This window comes from Microcystis sp. MC19, from assembly GCF_003019735.1.
GTDB lineage: Bacteria > Cyanobacteriota > Cyanobacteriia > Cyanobacteriales > Microcystaceae > Microcystis.
Window position 1 is genome coordinate 2519183 of record NZ_CP020664.1, and the last position, 17897, is coordinate 2537079.

The following is a 17897-nucleotide window of genomic DNA, read 5'->3' on the forward strand; positions in this document are numbered from 1 at the left end:
AAATTTTCCTTATATCACGCCAAATACGCATTTTTTTAAGAATCTTTCCGTATATTACGCTCAAATGGAGCGATCGCGAGAAGTTTTCCGTATAATATTACGATAAGCGTGTTATGCCGATTAGCGTACTCTGTTATGAACCCTTCCCCACTGATTTGTTCAAAGTTTTCTCGTTGTGCGACTGTCAGATAAACTTTATCTCGCCTACATCTTCCCATGATTGATGTCCTCAGTTGAGCTTATCTATTGCCCTATTTTAGCTGTGTCAGTCCAGTAGGGTGTGTTAGCGTAAGCGTAACGCACGAATTTTGAACATTAGATAAGGTGCGTTACATTTCATTAACGCACCCTACAAGATCGGCTACCTGAAATTTCAGCTATCTGTAATAAAATTTCATCTATCTGTAACCCTACAGGCCAAAATACTTTAAAAATCCGTCGATAATTTCTAGGATAGAAGTAAAGACCATCCTTGCCTACTTTTTCTATGATCCTAGCCGCCGAAACTGGACTAAAAACCGCTACTCTAGACGTAAAAGGCATGAAATGCGCCGGCTGTGTGAGTGCCGTAGAAAGACAACTCAGCCAAAATCAAGGGGTAAAATCGGCCCAAGTTAACCTAATCACGGAAATTGCCGTGATTGAATACCAACCAGATGCGATCGCACCAGAGCAGTTAGCCGCAAAATTAACCGCGATTGGATTCCCCACCCAACCGCGCAGCTCATCGACTCCCCTTTCTCAACAAAATCAACGTCGGCAAAACCAACAAAAAGAACAGCAACAACAATTATACCGATTAGCGATCGCTTGTTGTTTACTGGTTTTTTCCCTGATTGGTCACTTACACCACATCGGGGGACCAGAAATCCCCATCTTTCAAAGTATTGCTTTTCACTGGACTTTAGCCACCCTAGCCATTTTATTCCCCGGCCGCGATATTTTCATCGATGGTTGGCGCGGATTACGGCACGGGATGCCAAATATGAACACTCTCGTTAGTTTAGGCACAGGTAGCGCCTATATAGCCAGTTGTTTGGCTCTTATCTTGCCTAATCTCGGTCTAGAGTGCTTTTTCGATGAACCGGTCATGCTGTTAGGGTTTATTCTCCTCGGACGGACTCTAGAAGCGCATTCCCGTCATCGCGCAGCCGCAGACCTAGAAGCGCTTACTTCCCTACAACCGGCAGTGGCTCACCTGATTGGTAGTACAGATGACCGTGTGGGCGTGGCCATTCCCGTGGAACAGCTGCGCGTCGGGGAATGGGTGCGCGTCTTACCCGGAGAAAAAATTCCCGCGGATGGGGAGATTATTCAGGGAAGAACCACGGTAGATGAAGCTTTATTAACGGGGGAATCGCTGCCGGTGGTCAAGGAAATGGGAGATCTAGTCATTGCTGGCAGTTTCAATCTCTCTGGTGCGATTGCGGTGCAAACTCGTCAGGTGGGGACTGATACCACCCTAGCTAAGATTATCGCAGCCGTGGAATCAGCCCAAACTCGCAAGGCCCCAGTACAGAAGATAGCGGACCGGGTAGCGGGTTATTTTGCCTACGGAGTCATGATAATTGCCCTAATTGTGCTGCTCTTTTGGTATTTTTGGGGAACTAGGCTGTTTCCAGAGGTGTTAGGGTCAACCACAGGACACCACGAGATGATTCAATCCACTTCTCCCCTACTTTTGTCCCTAAAATTAGCGATTTCTGTGCTTGTGGTCGCTTGTCCCTGCGCTCTCGGTTTAGCCACACCGACGGCCCTACTGGTGGGAACCAGTTTAGCAGCCGAACGGGGCATTTTAATTAAAGGGGGCGATGTTTTGGAAACCGTCTCGCAACTGCAAACGGTGGTTTTTGACAAAACGGGAACCCTTAGCCAAGGTCATCCAGAAATTACCGATTGTTTGAGTTTTTCTATCCTTAATTCCCTGGAAATTCAACAATTAGCGGCAGTAGTGGAGAGTGGTACTAATCATCCTCTTGCTCAGGCGATTTTAGACGCGGTTACTCCCCCTACTAACCTGACGGGGGAAGATTTTCAAACTGTGGCCGGATTGGGAGTTTCTGCAAGGGTGCAGGGGTCGAAAATTGTTCTAGGAAATCGGCAATGGTTGGCACAGAACGGCATTAAAATCGATGAAACTATCTGGGGGATTCAAGAGCTTTTACAAGCGGGTAAAACGGTGATTTATCTGGGGATGGAAGAACAATTACTCGGCGCGATCGCTTTTCAGGATCGATTGCGTCCCGATGCTCAAACAACCGTGAATCAGTTACAAAAACTCGGTTTAGAGGTGATTTTACTCAGTGGCGATCGCCAAGAAGTGGTGACAGCGATCGCTAATAGTTTGGGTATTAGCCAATTTTATGCCGAAGTTGCCCCCACCGAAAAATCGGCCTTAATTGCCGACCTACAGACAAAAGAAGGCAAAATCGTGGCTATGGTCGGGGATGGTATCAATGATGCTCCTGCACTAGGACAGGCTAACATCGGTATTGCTCTGGCCGGTGGCACGGAGGTGGCCATGGAAACAGCCGGGATCGTTTTAATTAGCGATCGCCTAGAGGATGTGGTGCAATCTCTGCATTTAAGTCTGGCTACATGGCAAAAAATCCGACAAAATCTTTTTTGGGCTTTGGGTTATAATACCTTTGCTATTCCTATTGCTGGTGGTTTATTACTGCCCCATTGGGGTCTAGCTTTCAGTCCGGCCCTAGCAGCAGCTTTGATGGCTTTTAGTTCGGTTATGGTAGTGAGTAATTCCTTGCTTTTACGTCGTCAATTTCCCCCACTCAAATCGACGAAGGAAAGCGAAAATTAAAGCAATTACCGATTTTTTCTCGATCAATCCATCAAGCACCAAAAAGAGCATTTTTTCATCGTCGAAGATGATCAAAACAGAACCCAAATTCTCTTAGAGGATAGGGAAGAACGTAGGTTGGGTTGAAGCATGAAACCCAACGCCCGATTATGTTACGCTACCGCTAACCCATCCTACAAATAATTGTGCCTCCCTTCTTATATCTGAAGGAAAAGTTAGCCCCCCAGTTAAATCACGGTGATAAGATGGTATTTTGTCCCTGTCTTTGTCAGTTGACGGAGACAGGAACAAATCGGGTTAAGCGGTAATTCTGGTCAGGGATTGGCCTTGATAATTGTTGGTAATAATCTGGTGAATAGATTGGAAAAATTGCCGACAACGATTATTAGTTCTCAGGGGCAGCTCATGATTTTTTACCAATAAATCGATCTGAAGTTCCGAGCTAGTGGGGGGATGAATAAATAATTCCACTTTCACCAACTGGGGAAAGAGAGCATCGTTAGGAACTTCCGATAAAAGTAACACATCGGGCCGGCGCTTGATGATTTCAAATTCACCCAAACTCAGGATATCATCGTATAAAAACCCGGTCTGATGAGGAGAAATTCCGACAAAATAAGAACAGGAATAGCGAGCCATGGCAGGGAAAAGATGATAGATTGGTCACGGTTAATCGGTCAAAATCAGGCCATTGAACTACTACAAAGAGCGCTTGAAATCAATTCGATCGCTCCCGCTTACTTATTCGCCGGCGCTAAGGGGATTGGACGCAATCTGGCCGCCAAATGTTTCTGTCAAGACTTGTTAACTAGAGAGCGATCGCCGGAAACAAGGGAATTAATCCTGAAACGCTTTCTGGGGGGCAATCATCCCGATTTACTCTGGATTGAACCCACTTATCAACACCAAGGCAAACTGCTCACCGCAAAAGAAGCACAGGAAAGCAATCTCAAGCGTAAAGCTCCCCCGCAAATCCGCATCGAACAAATTCGCGAGATTACTAACTTTTTAAGTCGTCCTCCCCTGGAATCGGCCCGCTCTGTGGTGGTGATCGAGGCAGCAGAAACCATGACGGAATCGGCGGCAAATGCCCTCTTAAAAACGCTTGAGGAACCTGGAAAAGCGACTTTAATCCTGATTGCTCCCAGTCCCTCCTCTTTACTACCCACTCTCGTTTCTCGCTGTCAACACATCCCTTTTCAGCGTCTTTCGGAAGAAAATCTCGCTCAAGTCCTCCGCTCTAACGGACACGCTCGCGTTCTCAATTATCCGGCAATTATCGGTTTAGCCCAAGGTAGCCCTGGAGAAGCGATCGCCGCTTTAGAATTTCTCGATAGTCTCCCCCAAGATTTACCGCGATCTTTGAGCAAATTTCCCCTAAAACTCTCCCAAGCACTGGAATTAGCCAAAATTATCGCCCAAACTCTTGACACGGAAACCCAATTATGGTATGTGAGTTATCTTCAGTATGAGGATTGGCAACGACGACGAGAGCGATCGATTTTAGAAATCTTGGAAAAAACCCGCCGGCAGCTGTTAGCCTACGTTCAACCCCGTTTAGTCTGGGAATGCACTTTCTTGGCATTGGCCAAACTATCCACCGCCCAAAAGTCTTAAAATTGTTATATTTATCGATCGAGTGGGGAGAAAGACTATGAAAATCAAATCCTTAGTTTTGCTGATTCTGTTAACCTTGACTACGGTTTTAGGTGCTTGTCAGGGAGGAAAAGAAGCCGAAGAACCGAAAAACGTCCCTACCACGGTAGAATCGCCGCAAAAAGACGAAGATAGTGATAAAGACGGGGAAAAGCAGCAAAAAGACGGTGATAATGACCAGAATAAAGACGATGACGATGATGATGACTAGGGTTTGCGGCAAAAAGTTTTTCGGTGGGGTTAGGAGTCAGTAGCCAGTAGTCGGTCGTCAGGAGAATTAAGAATGAATAATAATCAATTAAATTGTCTATTTACAGATTTTAGTCAATTTAATCCTTATTTTTGCCGCTTTTGAACCCTTAACTAGGGTTTGCGGCAAAAAGTACGGGCGAAGCATTCGGTTAGAAAATCTACGGTTTCACCGATAGGTGATTGTCCGAATGCTTCGCCCCTACAGGATGCGGGCCGATGAAGACGCAAGGTTTTGAACGACGATTCTCTCAAAATCTTGCACCTGTTTCGCGAAAAAAGCCACAAAACTCTTACCTTGCCTACATTTCACATTTATTCAGCAAACCCTAACTAGGATAAAAAAATCGGGTGAGCTTTAACCCACCCGATCGCCTATGGATTGAAATCAACCTATAACTGTGGTACAAACTGTTCTTTTTCGGGAACGTAGGCGTATTCAGCCACAATCTGCCGGAATTCTTCCCCATTGATCGTTTCTTTTTCGATCAGCAGATCCACCACTCGATCGATCACTTCGCGATGATCGCGGACAATTTGTCGAGAAATTTCATGGCAGTGTTCCACGATTGATCGCACCTGATCATCGATGCGAGTAGCGACCTTCTCAGAATACTCGGAACGAGTCATCAAACCGCCACCGAGGAACACCTCACCCCCTTGACTTTCTAGGGACAAAGGACCCAAATCGCTCATCCCGAAACGAGTCACCATCTGGCGGGCCATATCAGAAACTTGCTGTAAATCGCCACCAGCACCGGTAGTCACCTCATCATAGCCGAAGATTTCTTCCTCGGCTGCGCGACCACCTAAAGCACCGGAAATCCGGGCCATTAACTGCGCTTTCGTGGTTAAACCCTGTTCTTCGTTGGGAGTGAACCAAGTTAAACCCTGGGCCTGTCCCCGGGGAATCAGAGTCACTTTCTGGACGGGATCGTGATCTTTTAAGAGCGTACCCACGATCGCATGGCCCACTTCATGGTAAGCGATTAGGCGCTTGCTCTTGCTATCGACTAAAGGAGTGCCTTCCATACCGGCGATAACGCGATCTACCGCGTCATCTATCTCTAGGAGGGTAATGGCATCTTTACGACGACGGGCGGTTAAAATTGCTGCTTCGTTGAGTAAATTGGCTAAATCTGCTCCACTGAACCCCGGAGTGCGACGGGCGATCGCTTCGATAGAAACGTCGTTAGCCAGCTTTTTATTGCGGGCGTGAACGTCTAAAATCTCTAAACGACCTTTAAAATCGGGCGCATCGACGGTTACTTGGCGATCAAAACGGCCCGGACGCATGAGAGCGGAATCGAGAACATCGGGGCGGTTAGTGGCGGCAATGATGATAATTCCCGTATTCCCCTCGAAACCGTCCATTTCTGTCAATAATTGGTTTAGGGTTTGTTCCCGTTCATCGTTACCACCACCGATACCGGCACCCCGTTGACGACCTACTGCGTCAATTTCATCGATAAAGATTAAACAGGGAGCATTTTCCTTGGCTTTTTTGAACAAGTCGCGCACGCGAGAAGCACCGACACCGACAAACATTTCCACAAATTCCGAACCAGAAATGCTGAAGAAAGGTACACCCGCTTCACCGGCGATCGCTTTAGCCAACAGGGTTTTACCCGTACCAGGAGGGCCAACTAACAGGACTCCTTTGGGGATTTTGGCCCCGACGGCGGTAAATTTCTCCGGTTGTTTGAGGAAAGTGACAACTTCCTGTAATTCTTCCTTCGCTTCATCAATTCCTGCCACATCATCAAAGGTGATGCCGGTTTTTGCTTCCATCTGGAAGCGAGCTTTTGATTTACCAAAACTCATCGCTTGACCCGGGCCGCCTGGCATATTATTAGAACGGCGGAACAGGAAAAAGAGAGCGGCAATCAGCAAAAAGGGGAAAACTAGATTACCGAGGAATCCCCACCAAGCGCCGTCATTCCGCATCGGGTGAGCATCGAAACTAATTTTAGAATCGCGTAAACGGGCGATTAAATCGGGGGAATTGGCTGGTAAATCGACCCGCAGGCGTTGTACTCGGTTTTCTAGTTCTGGATCTAGGGCCTGTACGATCGCGGTTCTGCCCCCTTCGTAGAGATCGACGCTAACAACCCTACCACTGTCTAGGTATTCTAGAAAGCGTCCGTAGGTCATGCGGGTACTGGCGGTGTTATTGCCGATATTACTGGTGGCCGTGGCAAAAGTGCCTTGCCAGAGGAAAAAACCGACCACAAGGGCGGGCAATGTCCACAGTAAAATCGTTTTCCAGGATAGTTTCATGTTTGTTTAGTGGTTCTAGGATAAAGATTTTTGCTTAACTCATTTAGCTGTTTTTGTCAAGGATTTTACGTTATTTTTTTGAGATTAATCCCCGCAGCCAATTAAATCTTAACTAAATGTAACGTAATTCTCATAATTCTGACAAGAATGGTGACGAGAGATTTTGGCTCTCTTGGGTTTGGTGGGTAAAATGTATTCTAAGATACATTCTTCCTAGCGGGGGGGTGGAACGAACCACAAAGACACAAAGGACACCAAGATTGATCGATCCTATATATATAAGTTAAACTTATCACACAGAACCGAGAAAAGCCAGATTTTTGAGTTCATTTGTTCTGGCAAGAGTCTCATGGTTTCTGGGATAAGCTGTACTGGATTTAAACTGTCTAGAAGTATATACTATATCTATTGATACGAAAATCATCTCCAAAATCCTAGAATTGCTTCTTTTTCCCATATTTGATAATTTTGCTAGATGTAACCAATTAAAGATAGAGTTAGTATCTCAACAAAATTTTTACCCTAATTTGACCTTTATTCACGAGCCAACAGGAGCTAAGTTTGCTGTGGATAGAGATTACTATTGATGAGGAGAGTGTTTAGTGAAGTTAACGCCACTTGTGCCACCGATTAAGTGTCAAGGAATTAAAACTAAATTGGTGAAAGATATTAAAAATATTGTGTCTGATCTGAGCTTTGGGCGTTGGATAGAACCCTTTTCTGGATCGGGAGTGGTGGCTTTTAATATTAATCCCCAAAAGGCTCTACTTGCGGACACAAATACTCATATTATCCAGTTTTATAATAATCTAAAAAATCAAGTTATTACCAGTAAAACTGTCAAGCTTTTTTTGCAAGAAAATGGTCAATTTCTTAAGGAGCAGGGAGAAAGTTATTATTATCAAGTACGAGAAAGATTTAATCAATCTCCTAATTCTCTAGATTTTTTATTTCTCAATCGCTCCTGTTTTAATGGCGTGATGAGATTCAATCGTAAGGGACAGTTTAACGTACCTTACTGTCATAAATCAGAACGATTTTCTCAAGCATATATTACCAAAATAGTCAATCAAGTTATTGCCCTAGAAAATATTCTTATTAAAACTGATTATAATTTTCAAGTTGCTGACTTTCGAGAGACTTTATCTAATTGGCAAAAAACAGACTTGATCTATCTCGATCCTCCTTATTTAGGGAGACACGTCGATTATTTTAACTCTTGGTCTGAAGAGGATGAAGATTGTTTGGTGACTATTTTAAAGGATATTTCTTGTCGGTTTATTTTGTCCACTTGGCACAGTAATCAGTTTAGGAGCAATCCTTTAATTAAAAAAAATTGGAGTGCTGATAAGTTTTATATCTATACTAAACAGCATTTTTATCATGTGGGTTCCACAGAAAAATTGCGTCATCCGATCACCGAAGCGATCATTACTAACTTTAACATTCCCTTGTTGCCAGAGCGAGGAACTGATTTGCAACAACTGTCATTATTGCCATCGACAGCAGAAAATGAGGGAGTGAGAACAGTCTAGAAGATGCCTAGTTGCTAATTCTCACTCCTTACTATTTATCCTTGGCTTTGGCGCAGATGGTCGTTAATTTGGCGTTTACGCTTTTCTTGGGGGGTAGTGCTAGTAATTTCGCCAAAATCTTCACTACTCATGGAAAGATGGGACATTATCTTTCTTTTGCGCTCTTTAGCAGTTAATTCCGGTGAAGGAGTTACTGAAGGCGGCGCTGCCACGGGTTCCGCTGCCACCGGGGGAGTTTCCACAATTGGCAGCGGTTTTTGGGGAATATAGTCAGCACCAGTGGTACTTCTGGAGAGATGATCGAGAATGCGCCGTTTGCGATCGTCAGTAGCCATAAAAATCTTTGCCAGTCTAGTGTGAACTTTTGTAACTATCACCCATTGTCAAACATCCCTATCTCCTTGAGAAGTCAAGGGAGATTTTATTTTCAGCGATTGAAGACATATAAAACCTGCGATCGCATTTATCTGGTCGTGGAACTGGGGGCCTTCTCGCCCAAGGTGATAAGATAAAAAACTAAGTCTTTGAAAATATGACAAAGGATTTATCTATCATGACACCCTCTTTAGCTAACTTTCTCTGGAGCCTTGTTTTAGGTGCGGTTATCGTCCTGATCCCCGCCACTATCGGTTTGATTTTCATCAGTCAATACGACAAGATCAAACGCACTTAATTTAATTTAACCCTAAAATGCCTAGACCGATTCCGTCTGGGCATTTTAGCTAATTTTGGAACTGGCAAGAGCGATCGCACCGACTACCCGATATCCCTCTGTGCGTAAAACCTGCACAGCCTCCTCGATCGTGGTTCCCGTGGTATAAATATCATCAATTAAGAGAATCGGCACTGATTTCGGTAAATTTTTCCCCAGTTGAAAAGCCGCTTGCATCGTCTTTTTTCTCGCCTCGGCTGCCAGACTAAATAAAGCTGCCGTGTTCTTAATCCGAATTAATCCGCGACTAGCCAGATTATAACCGGTTAAACGACAAAAACCTTCGCCAATGACTTCTGCTTGATTAAAACCCCTTTCCTTTAACCTTTCTGGGTGGAGAGGGATGGGAATCACCGTCAAACGTTTATCGGTGAGGGGAGGACGAAGCAGCCAAGTTTCCCCCATGCAACTGCCTAGCAAAGAGCCGAGAGCGGGATGGCGATCATATTTCATTTTAGCGATCGCCTGTTTTAATTTACCTTCATAGCGTCCCCAGATAAACAGGGGAATAGAACCACGCCAGAGAAAAAGCGGGTTATGATGACGATAGGCCTGTAATTGTCGTTCACAATCACGGCAAAGCTCTCGCTCGCTCTGCCGTTGACAAAGAGGACAGGGAGACTTAAGAAATAAAGCGAGAAAAGGTTCGAGCATGGGAAGCGAAAGTTTTAGCTAGATCCTGGTTTCCATCGTCAAAAACGGTCAAATAATGGGGATTACTCCGCTCGATCGAAAGACTAATCCCTTGTGCGCCTTCGGACTCTAGATCTTGTAGATAACCCCCCTGATGCTGTTGTGCTTCCTCAAAAGAAGCAAAGGGACCAAAATAGTAAATACAGTGGGGGGAAAGGGAGGTAATTTTCAGCCACCAAGGCGTGTTACCGTCAGAAATTTTATTTGTCTCCAAGAAAGATAAAATCATGTTCTGGTAGTGATAGGGGACAGAGATTGCAGGAATCAAGGACAGGTTTTGAGGAACTTTGCCCCCATAATTCCAGTTTGCCGGCCAAAAAATCGAGCTTTTGGCCAAAGAGAGTCTTTTTATCGTATTAGATTAACAAGGGGATCGGTCGCCAAATCAAAAGAGATTCTAAAAATTCCCCTCGGCCAAGGGGAAGCGGATCGAGATAGGATAGTAAAGAGTTTTTTTGTAGAAAGCTAAGGGGATCAGATAACTATGAGCCAGATCACGGACACGGATAAGAGTCTTGAGGCGATGAAGAAGTTTGCCGAACAGTACGCTAAAGGTACAAATACTTATTTCTGTAGCGATCTCTCGGTGACAGCCGTAGTAATTGAGGGATTAGCGCGTCATAAGGACGAATTAGGCGCTCCTTTATGTCCCTGTCGTCACTACGAGGACAAAGAAGCGGAGGTAAAAAATACTTTCTGGAATTGTCCCTGTGTACCGATGCGGGAACGGAAAGAATGTCACTGTATGTTATTTATTACCCCCGATAACGAGTTTGCCGGAGAAGAACAGGTAATTTCCCTCGACTATATCCAAGAAGTCCGCGAATCGATGAAGGGGCATTAGTATAGGGTAATGACAGCCAGCGCTTTTGGCCAAGGAATCGAGGAATTTAATCGCCAGCAATTCTATGCTTGTCATGATACCCTAGAGGCTTTGTGGATGGAGTCCGCAGAGCCTGAAAAAACCTTTTATCAAGGCATTTTGCAGATTGCTGTCGCTTGTTACCATCTAGAAAATAATAACTGGCGCGGGGCGGTAATTCTTTTGGGAGAAGGGGTGAGACGTTTACAACACTATCAACCCGATTACGAGGGGATCAACGTGACGCATTTGGTGGGGGAGAGTTTGGATCTATTAAACTTTTTACAGAATCTCGATCCCCAAGCTTTACCGGCAGTGCTAGAAGCGATGAAAAGCAATCAGGAACATCCTCATCCCCACCTCGATCGATCTATCTGTTCTCTGCCGAAAATCCTCAAAAGTCATCCCGTCCTCTAAACAGCTAGATTAGTTAGTCAATACAATTACGTCTATAGGTGACATTTCTATGAGAGCAAGATCCGCAAAAATCAGAGGATGGCTAGTTACCCTCGTTTCCACTAGCTTAGTCATGGGATTGGGTACTTCTCCCCTAGTCAAGGCACAGCAGAATATTGTACCGGGTAATGCCATGACAGTGCGATCGGATATTCAGGAGGCAAACTCAAAAACGGGGGTAATTACCGCTCGGGGTAACGTACAAGTGTTCTATCCTGCCCGCAAAATGCAGGCCACTTCCGCTCAAGCTCAGTATTTTAGCCGCGAACGTCGTTTGGTGATGACGGGTAATGTTTATGTTTTGCAGGAAGGCAACAGTATCCGCGCTGAAACGATGACTTATCTAGTCGATGAGGGTAGATTTATCGCTACTCCCCAAACCAGTCAGCAGGTGGAGTCAATTTATCTAGTCCAAGATAACGAAACTTCTCCCCAACCGGCTGCTTCCCCTCTACCCGCACCCATACCTTCCCCTTCCCTCCCCGCTGCCCCAATTATTAACCCGCAGTGATAGTCAGGAGTCGGTCGTCAGGAGTCAGGAGTCAGGAGATTATTTTTATTTATTCTTCCCACACCCCACCCCCCCACTTCCCCACTTCCCCACTTCCCCACGTCCCCACTTCCCCACTTCCCCACGTCCCCACTTCCCCATTTCCCCACTTCCCGACGTCCCCACTTCCTAATTCATAATTCATAATTCATAATTCATAATTCCCAACACCGGATAAAGATGACTTTAGTATTAGAAAATATCCATAAATCCTACGGTAAAAGGCTCGTGGTTAACCGGGTGAGTATTACTGTTGCCCCGGGGGAAATTGTCGGGTTATTAGGACCAAATGGTGCGGGGAAAACCACAACTTTTTATATCGCCACGGGATTAATTAAACCGAATCTGGGGCGCGTTTGGCTCGATCAAAAAGAAATTACCAAATTACCCCTTAATCAGAGGGCGCGTCTGGGTATTGGCTATCTGACGCAGCAGGCCAGTATTTTTCGTTATTTAACTGTATCAGAAAATATTCAGTTAGCCCTAGAACAGTCGGGAGTTCCTTTTTCCCAACGGGCAAATCGTCTCTATGATTTACTAAAAGAATTTCGCCTCGATAAGATTGTTCGCACTAAAGGGGCCTACGTTTCTGGAGGAGAAAGAAGGAGGACGGAATTAGCTCGCGCTTTAGCGGTGGGAGTCAACGGACCAAGATTTTTATTATTAGATGAACCTTTCGCCGGGGTGGATCCGATCGCCGTGTCCGAGATTCAAGCGATGATTGCTGGTTTAAGGGATCGTCAGATGGGAATTTTAATTACCGATCACAATGTGCGAGAAACTTTGGCTATCACTAATCGGGCTTATATTATGCGCGAAGGGCAGATTTTAGCGGCGGGAAGTGGCGAAGAACTTTATAATAATCCTCTGGTGCGTCAGTATTATTTGGGTGATAATTTTTTGAGATAATTGTTATTAATAAAAACTGCTGCATTATATCATGAAAGTTGGCAATTGGCAAGGAAATTTAAGTAGAATACCCGGATTTAGTATCTTAGACCGCTATATTTTTGTCGAGTTATTATTACCCTTTCTATTTGGTATGGGTTTATTCACTTCCTTGGGAGTGGCGATCGGCACTTTATTTGATTTAGTGCGACGGATTACTGAATCGGGTTTACCTTTTACTTTGGCCCTAAAAATTCTCTTATTAAAAATGCCAGAGTTTATTGTTTTAGCCTTTCCCATGTCGATACTTTTAGCAGCTTTAATGGCCTACAGTCGTTTAGCCAGTGATAGCGAATTAATTGCTTTGAAAAGTATTGGAATTAGTGTTTATCGCCTAATAATTCCCGCCATTGTGCTAAGTTTAATAGTGACAGGATTAACCTACGTTTTTAATGATTATGTGGCCCCAGCTGCCAGTTATGAAGCTAATGCTACCATGACGAAAGCCCTGCGACCAAATCGCAAATCTTTTATTGAAGATAATATTATTTATCCTGAATACGGCAAAGTGCGGCCAGCGGATGGAGGGGAAGCGCAAACGGTATTAAGAAGGTTATTTTATGCCGAAAGATTTAACGGTCAAGAAATGCTAGGTTTAACCATTCTCGATCGCACTCAACCGGAAGTTAATCAAATTATTACCTCAGAATCAGCTTCTTGGAATATTGAAAAAAATATCTGGGATTTTTATAACGGCACAATTTATCTAATTGATCCTAATGGTTCCTATCGTAATATTGTCCGCTTTCAACATCAACAATTAGCCCTACCGCGTACCCCTTTAGATTTAGCTTTTCGAGGTCGAGATGGTTCAGAAATGACCCTCAGACAAGCGCGGGAATACTTAGAAATACTGCAATTAAGCGGCAATCCTACCAAAACTAGAAAACTACAGGTTCAAATCGAGCAGAAAATATCTTTACCCTTTGTTTGTTTGGTTTTTGGGATGATTGGGGCGGCCTTGGGATTACGTCCCCAAAATTCTAATAAAGCCACCAGTTTCGGTATTTGTATTGTCCTAATTTTCTCCTATTATCTCCTATCTTTTGTCACCAGTTCCTTAGGCATTGGCGGAGTTTTAACCCCCTTGATGGCCGCTTGGTTGCCCAACATTTTAGGATTAACTGCCGGGGGAATTTTGTTACTTCAATCGGCTAAATAATCGAGGATTAGCGGTGGGAATAAAAATTGATAATCATCAAATTTCTAGGGCTAATTTGTATAAACGACTGCGGGATAAATTAGTAACCTGTGCTAATTGTCTGCTGGCTTGCGATCGACTAACTCCCCGTTCTATAATTTGTTGTAATTCCCGTTTTAATTCCTCGTCGGATAATTGGATATTATCGGCCTGATCGTTGCCCATAACTACGAGCGTAAATTCTCCTTTAGGAGTTTTATTCTCCCGATATAAATTAATCGCCTCGGCGATAGTTCCTCGCCAAATTTCTTCGTAAAGCTTGGTTAATTCCCGACCTAAAACTATCTTTCTCGTTGGACCAAAAGTTTCGCCTAAATCCTCCAAAGTCTTAATAAGTTTGTGAGGTGCTTCATAAAAAACCATCGTTCTTGTTTCAGTTTTTAAACCCTCTACGCGCTCTTGTCTCAGCTTTTCCTTACCCGGAAGAAATCCTTCAAAACAGAATCTTTCCGTGGGTAATCCCGACACCGCTAAAGCGGTAATTACCGCCGTTACTCCCGGGATGGGAACCACTTCGATATTAGCTTCTATACAAGCTTTAATTAACTCATAACCCGGGTCAGAAATCCCAGGCATTCCCGCATCAGTAACCAAAGCGATATCCTGACCTTGGCTGAGAATATTTAATAACTGATCGAGACGGGAAAGGCGATTATGTTCATGGTAACTAATTTGAGGGGTCGGAATATCAAAATGCTGTAATAATTTGCCCGTGTGTCTGGTATCTTCGGCAGCAATTAGAGAGACTTTTTTGAGAGTTGCCAGGGCCCGGAAAGTCAGATCGTCTAAATTGCCGATCGGCGTTCCCACCACATATAATTTACCGATATTATTCATAAATTGGCTAAAAATAGGCTATTTAGTCGTATTTTCAGTGATCAGTACCCAGTAATCAGTAAACTAAAAACTCGGCTCTCCCAGGTTTGGTGGGTAAAATGTATTCTAAGATACAGTCTTGGGGCAGTGAGTGGAACGAACCACAGAGACACAAAGGACACAAAGATCGATCAATCCTCTGTAAGTTAAACTTATCACACAGAACCTAGAAGAGCCAAAACTCACATCTGCTCACCGCTCACTGATAACTGCTCACTGATAACTGATAACTGATAACTGATAACTGAAGACTGATCACTTTTCTCTGTTCAGGGATCACTCAAATAGGGTAAAGTAGGTCAAGGTATGCTCACCCCTGTTATTGAATTAATCTAGTCTAAGGAGAACGTCTTAGTAATGTTAACCCTAAAAATCGCCGTTTATATCGTTGTTTCCTTCTTTGTCTTACTTTTTATCTTTGGATTCCTTTCTGGCGATCCTACCCGTAACCCCGGACGCAAAGACTTTGAGTAGAAGACAATTAACAAACCGGTTCTAGGGTAGAGGCACAGGGAACAAGTTATTAAACTTTCCCTGTCTCCCTAGGAATAATGATCATGGTAGTATCAATGAGGTTCGCTCGTCCTCTATTTTGATCGCCGACTCGTGCAGTCATGTCTTTTTTTATCTTAGCTGTTGAACCACCTGCCCTAATTAATACTGTAGCTGAACCGGAAACGGAGGAGCGCCAAGTTTCTGAAAATATTCCCACGTCTGTAGTTCCCCTCCCTGTCACCCCAGCACCTCTAGAGGCAAAAAAGCCTTCAGAAGAGAGCGTTTCTATTCCCCTCACCGTCACTCCACCCCCGGAAACCGTCGAGGTAAAACCCTTGGTTCCCGATCAGGGTATTCCCTTAGAACCTTTACCTAGCAGTGGGGGTGATGCGGCAGCTTTAGGAAAACCCCTTTCTGTTCAGAATTCTCCACCCCCCGCAGCCGTTGATGTCACCATTCATCCCGAAACCGAGATAGTTTCAGGATTAAATCAAAAAGCTCTTAACCAGAAAAATGGCTCGACTCGGCTATTAGTGAGGAAAAAAGGCGAAAAAACCAGCCAAGAATACTGGATTTCCCTCAATAACAGCCTAGCTCAGACCGATGCAGTTAATCCAGAAGGGGAAAGACCCCTAGAATTAGTGGCCGATGAGCAGGAATTTGACCAAAATCGGCAGATTATCACCGCTAGAGGTAATGTCACCCTGCGTTTTGCCCAAAGTGTACTAACGGCCGATCGCTTACAGATTAATCTTCCCGAAAAGTTAGCGGTAGCGGAGGGCCAGGTGATCCTAACCCGGGGAGATCAAATCCTGCGCGGCGATCGCTTTGAATATTATTTCGTCCAGGATAGCGGTGTGGTATTTAATGCTAATGGGGAGATTTTTCAACCCAGCACCGCTAGGGATTTAGGGCAAACGCTGCCCACGGATGTGGGGGCCAGTAGTTCTTTTGGAACCCTAACCGATCGTTTGGCATTAAATCAACCCTTGCAGAGAATCACGACGGGAGAGGGTTTTCAATTTGTCGTCGGGGGACAGGATCCCAGTCGGCGCGATCGACAGAATATTAGTAGTCCATCGGGAGGAACGATTAATCGTGTCCGTTTTCAGGCCGAGCGCTTGAATTTTGATGGTAAGGTGTGGAATGCCACTAATGTGCGTTTGACTAATGACCCTTTTTCCCCCCCTGAATTGGAAGTTCGGGCCAATTCCGCCACTTTTCGCAGTACCGGCCCTTTTACCGATGAGTTGCGGATGAGTAATTCCCAGTTGGTTTTCGATCAACGGGTAGTGGCACCCACTTTTATTAATAGTCTTACTTTCGATCGCCGTCGTCGTCGTCCTTTTTTAATTGCCCCGGGCTATGATGGGGAGGATCGGGGCGGATTTTTCGTAGAAAGTCCCCTAACTTTAGTGGAGACACCGAAGACTATTTTTGAGTTGACACCGCAATATTTAATTCAAAAAGTCCTTAATCCCGATGCTTTTCCCTCAGCTAACCCCGGAGGTGGCGAAGTTTCACCCCTTAGTCCGAAAGCTTTTGGTTTATTGGGCAATTTTGCCACTAATTTTGGTGAGCGCTCGTTTTTGCAAGCGACAGCTTCTTTTTCTAATTTAGATTTGGAACAGATCGAAAATACTGTTCGTTCTAAAATTCGCTTTCAACAGACGATCGGACAGTTGCAGAATCCCTATCTGCTCAATGTGGAGTACAATTATCGCGAGCGTCTCTTTAACGGTTCTTTGGGGTTTCAGACGGTTAATAGCAGTTTTGGGGCAATTTTGACCTCACCGGTGATTGTCGTCCCCAATACGGATATTAGACTCAGTTATCAAGCTTCTGTTCAGAATGTTAACGCACCCACCGATCGCAGTGATCTTTTAGCGGCCAATGCAACGGATAATGTGACTAATTTAAGCCGTTTTCAGGGTGCTGTCTCCCTCAATCGCAGTTTTTTACTCTGGTCTGCCCCTACTTTACCACCGACTCCCGACCAAGGGTTAAGATTTTCTCCTCTTCCCGTTCAACCCTATATTGCTCTTGTCACTGGTGTCACTGGTGTCACCGGTTATTACACTAATGGAGAGACGCAAAATTCCGTCACGGGAACCGTGGGATTATTAGGACAGTTTGGGCGTTTTTCTAGCAATTTTTTCGACTATACCGGGTTTAATATTAGTTTTAGTCAGGGTTTAGTTAACGGACAATCACCCTTTTTCTTCGATCGCTTTGTTGATCAACAAACAATGTCCTACGGTATAACTCAACAGGTATATGGTCCGATTCGCGTGGGTTTCCAGAGTGTTTATAGTATCGATCAAGCGAAGGAAATCAGTACAGAATATTTTCTCGAATGGAGTCGTCGCACCTATAGTTTAATTTTGCGCTATAACCCAGTGCTGCAGTTGGGAATACTCAACATCCGCGTGTCGGATTTCAACTGGACAGGCAACCCCGGCTATTTTGAGGGTAGCGATGTCCGTCCGGTGGTGGATGGAGTAACCCGTTAAGACTACATGGGAATTATGAATTATGAATTATGAATGATGAATGATGAATGATG

Annotated in this window: 20 protein-coding genes; 13 read left to right on the top strand and 7 right to left on the bottom strand. The window is 44.6% G+C overall.

Annotated elements, in window-relative coordinates:
* Positions 1-487: 487 nt before the first annotated feature.
* On the top strand, positions 488-2818 hold the full coding sequence (locus B5D77_RS12750; RefSeq protein ID WP_106908947.1) for a cation-translocating P-type ATPase: 2331 nt from the start codon (positions 488-490) through the stop codon (positions 2816-2818).
* A 297-nt stretch (positions 2819-3115) separates the two neighbouring features.
* Here B5D77_RS12750 and B5D77_RS12755 read toward each other — a convergent pair whose 3' ends face one another.
* Positions 3116-3457, bottom strand: a complete 342-nt coding sequence (locus tag B5D77_RS12755; RefSeq protein ID WP_008195905.1) for a hypothetical protein — start codon at positions 3455-3457, stop codon at positions 3116-3118.
* 12 nt (positions 3458-3469) lie between these two features.
* On the opposite strand from B5D77_RS12755, the gene holB reads away from it, so the two are divergent.
* Together holB and B5D77_RS12765 are read left to right on the top strand one after the other, a co-directional pair.
* Complete coding sequence (gene holB, locus B5D77_RS12760; protein WP_106908948.1) at positions 3470-4435, top strand: DNA polymerase III subunit delta'; 966 nt, start codon at positions 3470-3472, stop codon at positions 4433-4435.
* A gap of 37 nt (positions 4436-4472) precedes the next feature.
* Positions 4473-4685, top strand: coding sequence for a hypothetical protein (locus B5D77_RS12765; protein ID WP_008195901.1), 213 nt, complete (start codon positions 4473-4475; stop codon positions 4683-4685).
* 431 nt (positions 4686-5116) lie between these two features.
* Here B5D77_RS12765 and ftsH2 read toward each other — a convergent pair whose 3' ends face one another.
* Positions 5117-7003, bottom strand: coding sequence for an ATP-dependent zinc metalloprotease FtsH2 (ftsH2, locus tag B5D77_RS12770; protein WP_008195899.1), 1887 nt, complete (start codon positions 7001-7003; stop codon positions 5117-5119).
* Positions 7004-7404: 401 nt separating this feature from the next.
* On the opposite strand from ftsH2, the gene B5D77_RS12775 reads away from it, so the two are divergent.
* Both B5D77_RS12775 and B5D77_RS12780 read left to right on the top strand, forming a co-directional pair.
* On the top strand, positions 7405-7590 hold the full coding sequence (locus B5D77_RS12775; protein WP_256386935.1) for an EcoRV family type II restriction endonuclease: 186 nt from the start codon (positions 7405-7407) through the stop codon (positions 7588-7590).
* Positions 7591-7605: 15 nt separating this feature from the next.
* Positions 7606-8538, top strand: coding sequence for a Dam family site-specific DNA-(adenine-N6)-methyltransferase (locus tag B5D77_RS12780; RefSeq protein WP_008195898.1), 933 nt, complete (start codon positions 7606-7608; stop codon positions 8536-8538).
* A gap of 35 nt (positions 8539-8573) precedes the next feature.
* Here the strand turns inward: B5D77_RS12780 and B5D77_RS12785 are convergent, their stop codons facing one another.
* On the bottom strand, positions 8574-8873 hold the full coding sequence (locus B5D77_RS12785; protein WP_106908949.1) for a hypothetical protein: 300 nt from the start codon (positions 8871-8873) through the stop codon (positions 8574-8576).
* A 218-nt stretch (positions 8874-9091) separates the two neighbouring features.
* Here B5D77_RS12785 and psbX point away from each other — a divergent pair, with 218 nt between their 5' ends.
* A complete protein-coding gene (gene psbX / locus B5D77_RS12790; RefSeq protein ID WP_002733679.1) occupies positions 9092-9211 on the top strand; it encodes a photosystem II reaction center X protein in 120 nt (39 codons plus the stop codon).
* Positions 9212-9256: 45 nt separating this feature from the next.
* On the opposite strand, the gene B5D77_RS12795 is transcribed toward psbX, so the two are convergent.
* Positions 9257-9904, bottom strand: coding sequence for a ComF family protein (locus B5D77_RS12795; RefSeq protein WP_008195872.1), 648 nt, complete (start codon positions 9902-9904; stop codon positions 9257-9259).
* Positions 9873-10172, bottom strand: a complete 300-nt coding sequence (locus B5D77_RS12800) for a DUF1816 domain-containing protein (RefSeq protein ID WP_008195871.1) — start codon at positions 10170-10172, stop codon at positions 9873-9875. Before B5D77_RS12800 ends, B5D77_RS12795 begins: the two co-directional genes overlap by 32 nt.
* Positions 10173-10427: 255 nt before the next feature.
* On the opposite strand from B5D77_RS12800, the gene B5D77_RS12810 reads away from it, so the two are divergent.
* Genes B5D77_RS12810 through B5D77_RS12820 form a run of 3 tightly spaced genes read left to right on the top strand, consistent with a single transcriptional unit; the run spans position 10428 to position 11772 of the window.
* Positions 10428-10787 carry a ferredoxin thioredoxin reductase catalytic beta subunit gene (locus B5D77_RS12810; protein ID WP_002803092.1) on the top strand — a complete coding sequence of 120 codons (360 nt, stop codon included), beginning with the start codon at positions 10428-10430 and terminating at the stop codon, positions 10785-10787.
* Between the two features lie 9 nt (positions 10788-10796).
* On the top strand, positions 10797-11222 hold the full coding sequence (locus B5D77_RS12815) for a DUF309 domain-containing protein (protein WP_008195864.1): 426 nt from the start codon (positions 10797-10799) through the stop codon (positions 11220-11222).
* A gap of 49 nt (positions 11223-11271) precedes the next feature.
* The gene (locus B5D77_RS12820) at positions 11272-11772 is read left to right on the top strand and encodes an LptA/OstA family protein (protein ID WP_008195862.1); all 501 of its coding nucleotides are present in this window, start codon (positions 11272-11274) and stop codon (positions 11770-11772) included.
* Between the two features lie 49 nt (positions 11773-11821).
* Here the strand turns inward: B5D77_RS12820 and B5D77_RS27750 are convergent, their stop codons facing one another.
* Entirely contained in the window at positions 11822-11956 is a 135-nt protein-coding gene (locus tag B5D77_RS27750; RefSeq protein WP_256386875.1) for a hypothetical protein, read from the bottom strand.
* A 35-nt stretch (positions 11957-11991) separates the two neighbouring features.
* Here B5D77_RS27750 and lptB point away from each other — a divergent pair, with 35 nt between their 5' ends.
* Positions 11992-12720, top strand: a complete 729-nt coding sequence (gene lptB, locus B5D77_RS12825; protein ID WP_008195860.1) for an LPS export ABC transporter ATP-binding protein — start codon at positions 11992-11994, stop codon at positions 12718-12720.
* A 31-nt stretch (positions 12721-12751) separates the two neighbouring features.
* Positions 12752-13921 (top strand): LptF/LptG family permease, encoded by a 1170-nt coding sequence (locus B5D77_RS12830; RefSeq protein WP_106908950.1) that lies wholly within the window; start codon positions 12752-12754, stop codon positions 13919-13921.
* 36 nt (positions 13922-13957) lie between these two features.
* Here B5D77_RS12830 and rsmI read toward each other — a convergent pair whose 3' ends face one another.
* Complete coding sequence (gene rsmI, locus B5D77_RS12835; protein ID WP_106908951.1) at positions 13958-14797, bottom strand: 16S rRNA (cytidine(1402)-2'-O)-methyltransferase; 840 nt, start codon at positions 14795-14797, stop codon at positions 13958-13960.
* Positions 14798-15193: 396 nt separating this feature from the next.
* Between rsmI and B5D77_RS12840 the strand changes: the two genes are divergently transcribed.
* Positions 15194-15310 carry a photosystem II reaction center protein I gene (locus B5D77_RS12840; protein WP_002732356.1) on the top strand — a complete coding sequence of 39 codons (117 nt, stop codon included), beginning with the start codon at positions 15194-15196 and terminating at the stop codon, positions 15308-15310.
* Between the two features lie 140 nt (positions 15311-15450).
* Positions 15451-17844: a DUF3769 domain-containing protein gene (locus B5D77_RS12845; RefSeq protein ID WP_106908952.1), complete on the top strand. Its 2394-nt coding sequence runs from the start codon at positions 15451-15453 to the stop codon at positions 17842-17844.
* The last annotated feature ends 53 nt before the right edge of the window (positions 17845-17897 follow it).

What these genes read in the sequence shown, in the direction of transcription:
- B5D77_RS12750 (WP_106908947.1), top strand. Translation starts at nt 488, where the DNA reads ATGATCCTAGCCGCCGAAACTGGACTAAAAACCGCTACTCTAGACGTA.
- B5D77_RS12755 (WP_008195905.1), bottom strand. Translation starts at nt 3,457, where the DNA reads ATGGCTCGCTATTCCTGTTCTTATTTTGTCGGAATTTCTCCTCATCAG.
- holB (WP_106908948.1), top strand. Translation starts at nt 3,470, where the DNA reads ATGATAGATTGGTCACGGTTAATCGGTCAAAATCAGGCCATTGAACTA.
- B5D77_RS12765 (WP_008195901.1), top strand. Translation starts at nt 4,473, where the DNA reads ATGAAAATCAAATCCTTAGTTTTGCTGATTCTGTTAACCTTGACTACG.
- ftsH2 (WP_008195899.1), bottom strand. Translation starts at nt 7,003, where the DNA reads ATGAAACTATCCTGGAAAACGATTTTACTGTGGACATTGCCCGCCCTT.
- B5D77_RS12785 (WP_106908949.1), bottom strand. Translation starts at nt 8,873, where the DNA reads ATGGCTACTGACGATCGCAAACGGCGCATTCTCGATCATCTCTCCAGA.
- psbX (WP_002733679.1), top strand. Translation starts at nt 9,092, where the DNA reads ATGACACCCTCTTTAGCTAACTTTCTCTGGAGCCTTGTTTTAGGTGCG.
- B5D77_RS12795 (WP_008195872.1), bottom strand. Translation starts at nt 9,904, where the DNA reads ATGCTCGAACCTTTTCTCGCTTTATTTCTTAAGTCTCCCTGTCCTCTT.
- B5D77_RS12800 (WP_008195871.1), bottom strand. Translation starts at nt 10,172, where the DNA reads ATGATTTTATCTTTCTTGGAGACAAATAAAATTTCTGACGGTAACACG.
- B5D77_RS12810 (WP_002803092.1), top strand. Translation starts at nt 10,428, where the DNA reads ATGAGCCAGATCACGGACACGGATAAGAGTCTTGAGGCGATGAAGAAG.
- B5D77_RS12815 (WP_008195864.1), top strand. Translation starts at nt 10,797, where the DNA reads ATGACAGCCAGCGCTTTTGGCCAAGGAATCGAGGAATTTAATCGCCAG.
- B5D77_RS12820 (WP_008195862.1), top strand. Translation starts at nt 11,272, where the DNA reads ATGAGAGCAAGATCCGCAAAAATCAGAGGATGGCTAGTTACCCTCGTT.
- B5D77_RS27750 (WP_256386875.1), bottom strand. Translation starts at nt 11,956, where the DNA reads ATGAATTATGAATTAGGAAGTGGGGACGTCGGGAAGTGGGGAAATGGG.
- lptB (WP_008195860.1), top strand. Translation starts at nt 11,992, where the DNA reads ATGACTTTAGTATTAGAAAATATCCATAAATCCTACGGTAAAAGGCTC.
- B5D77_RS12830 (WP_106908950.1), top strand. Translation starts at nt 12,752, where the DNA reads ATGAAAGTTGGCAATTGGCAAGGAAATTTAAGTAGAATACCCGGATTT.
- rsmI (WP_106908951.1), bottom strand. Translation starts at nt 14,797, where the DNA reads ATGAATAATATCGGTAAATTATATGTGGTGGGAACGCCGATCGGCAAT.
- B5D77_RS12840 (WP_002732356.1), top strand. Translation starts at nt 15,194, where the DNA reads ATGTTAACCCTAAAAATCGCCGTTTATATCGTTGTTTCCTTCTTTGTC.
- B5D77_RS12845 (WP_106908952.1), top strand. Translation starts at nt 15,451, where the DNA reads ATGTCTTTTTTTATCTTAGCTGTTGAACCACCTGCCCTAATTAATACT.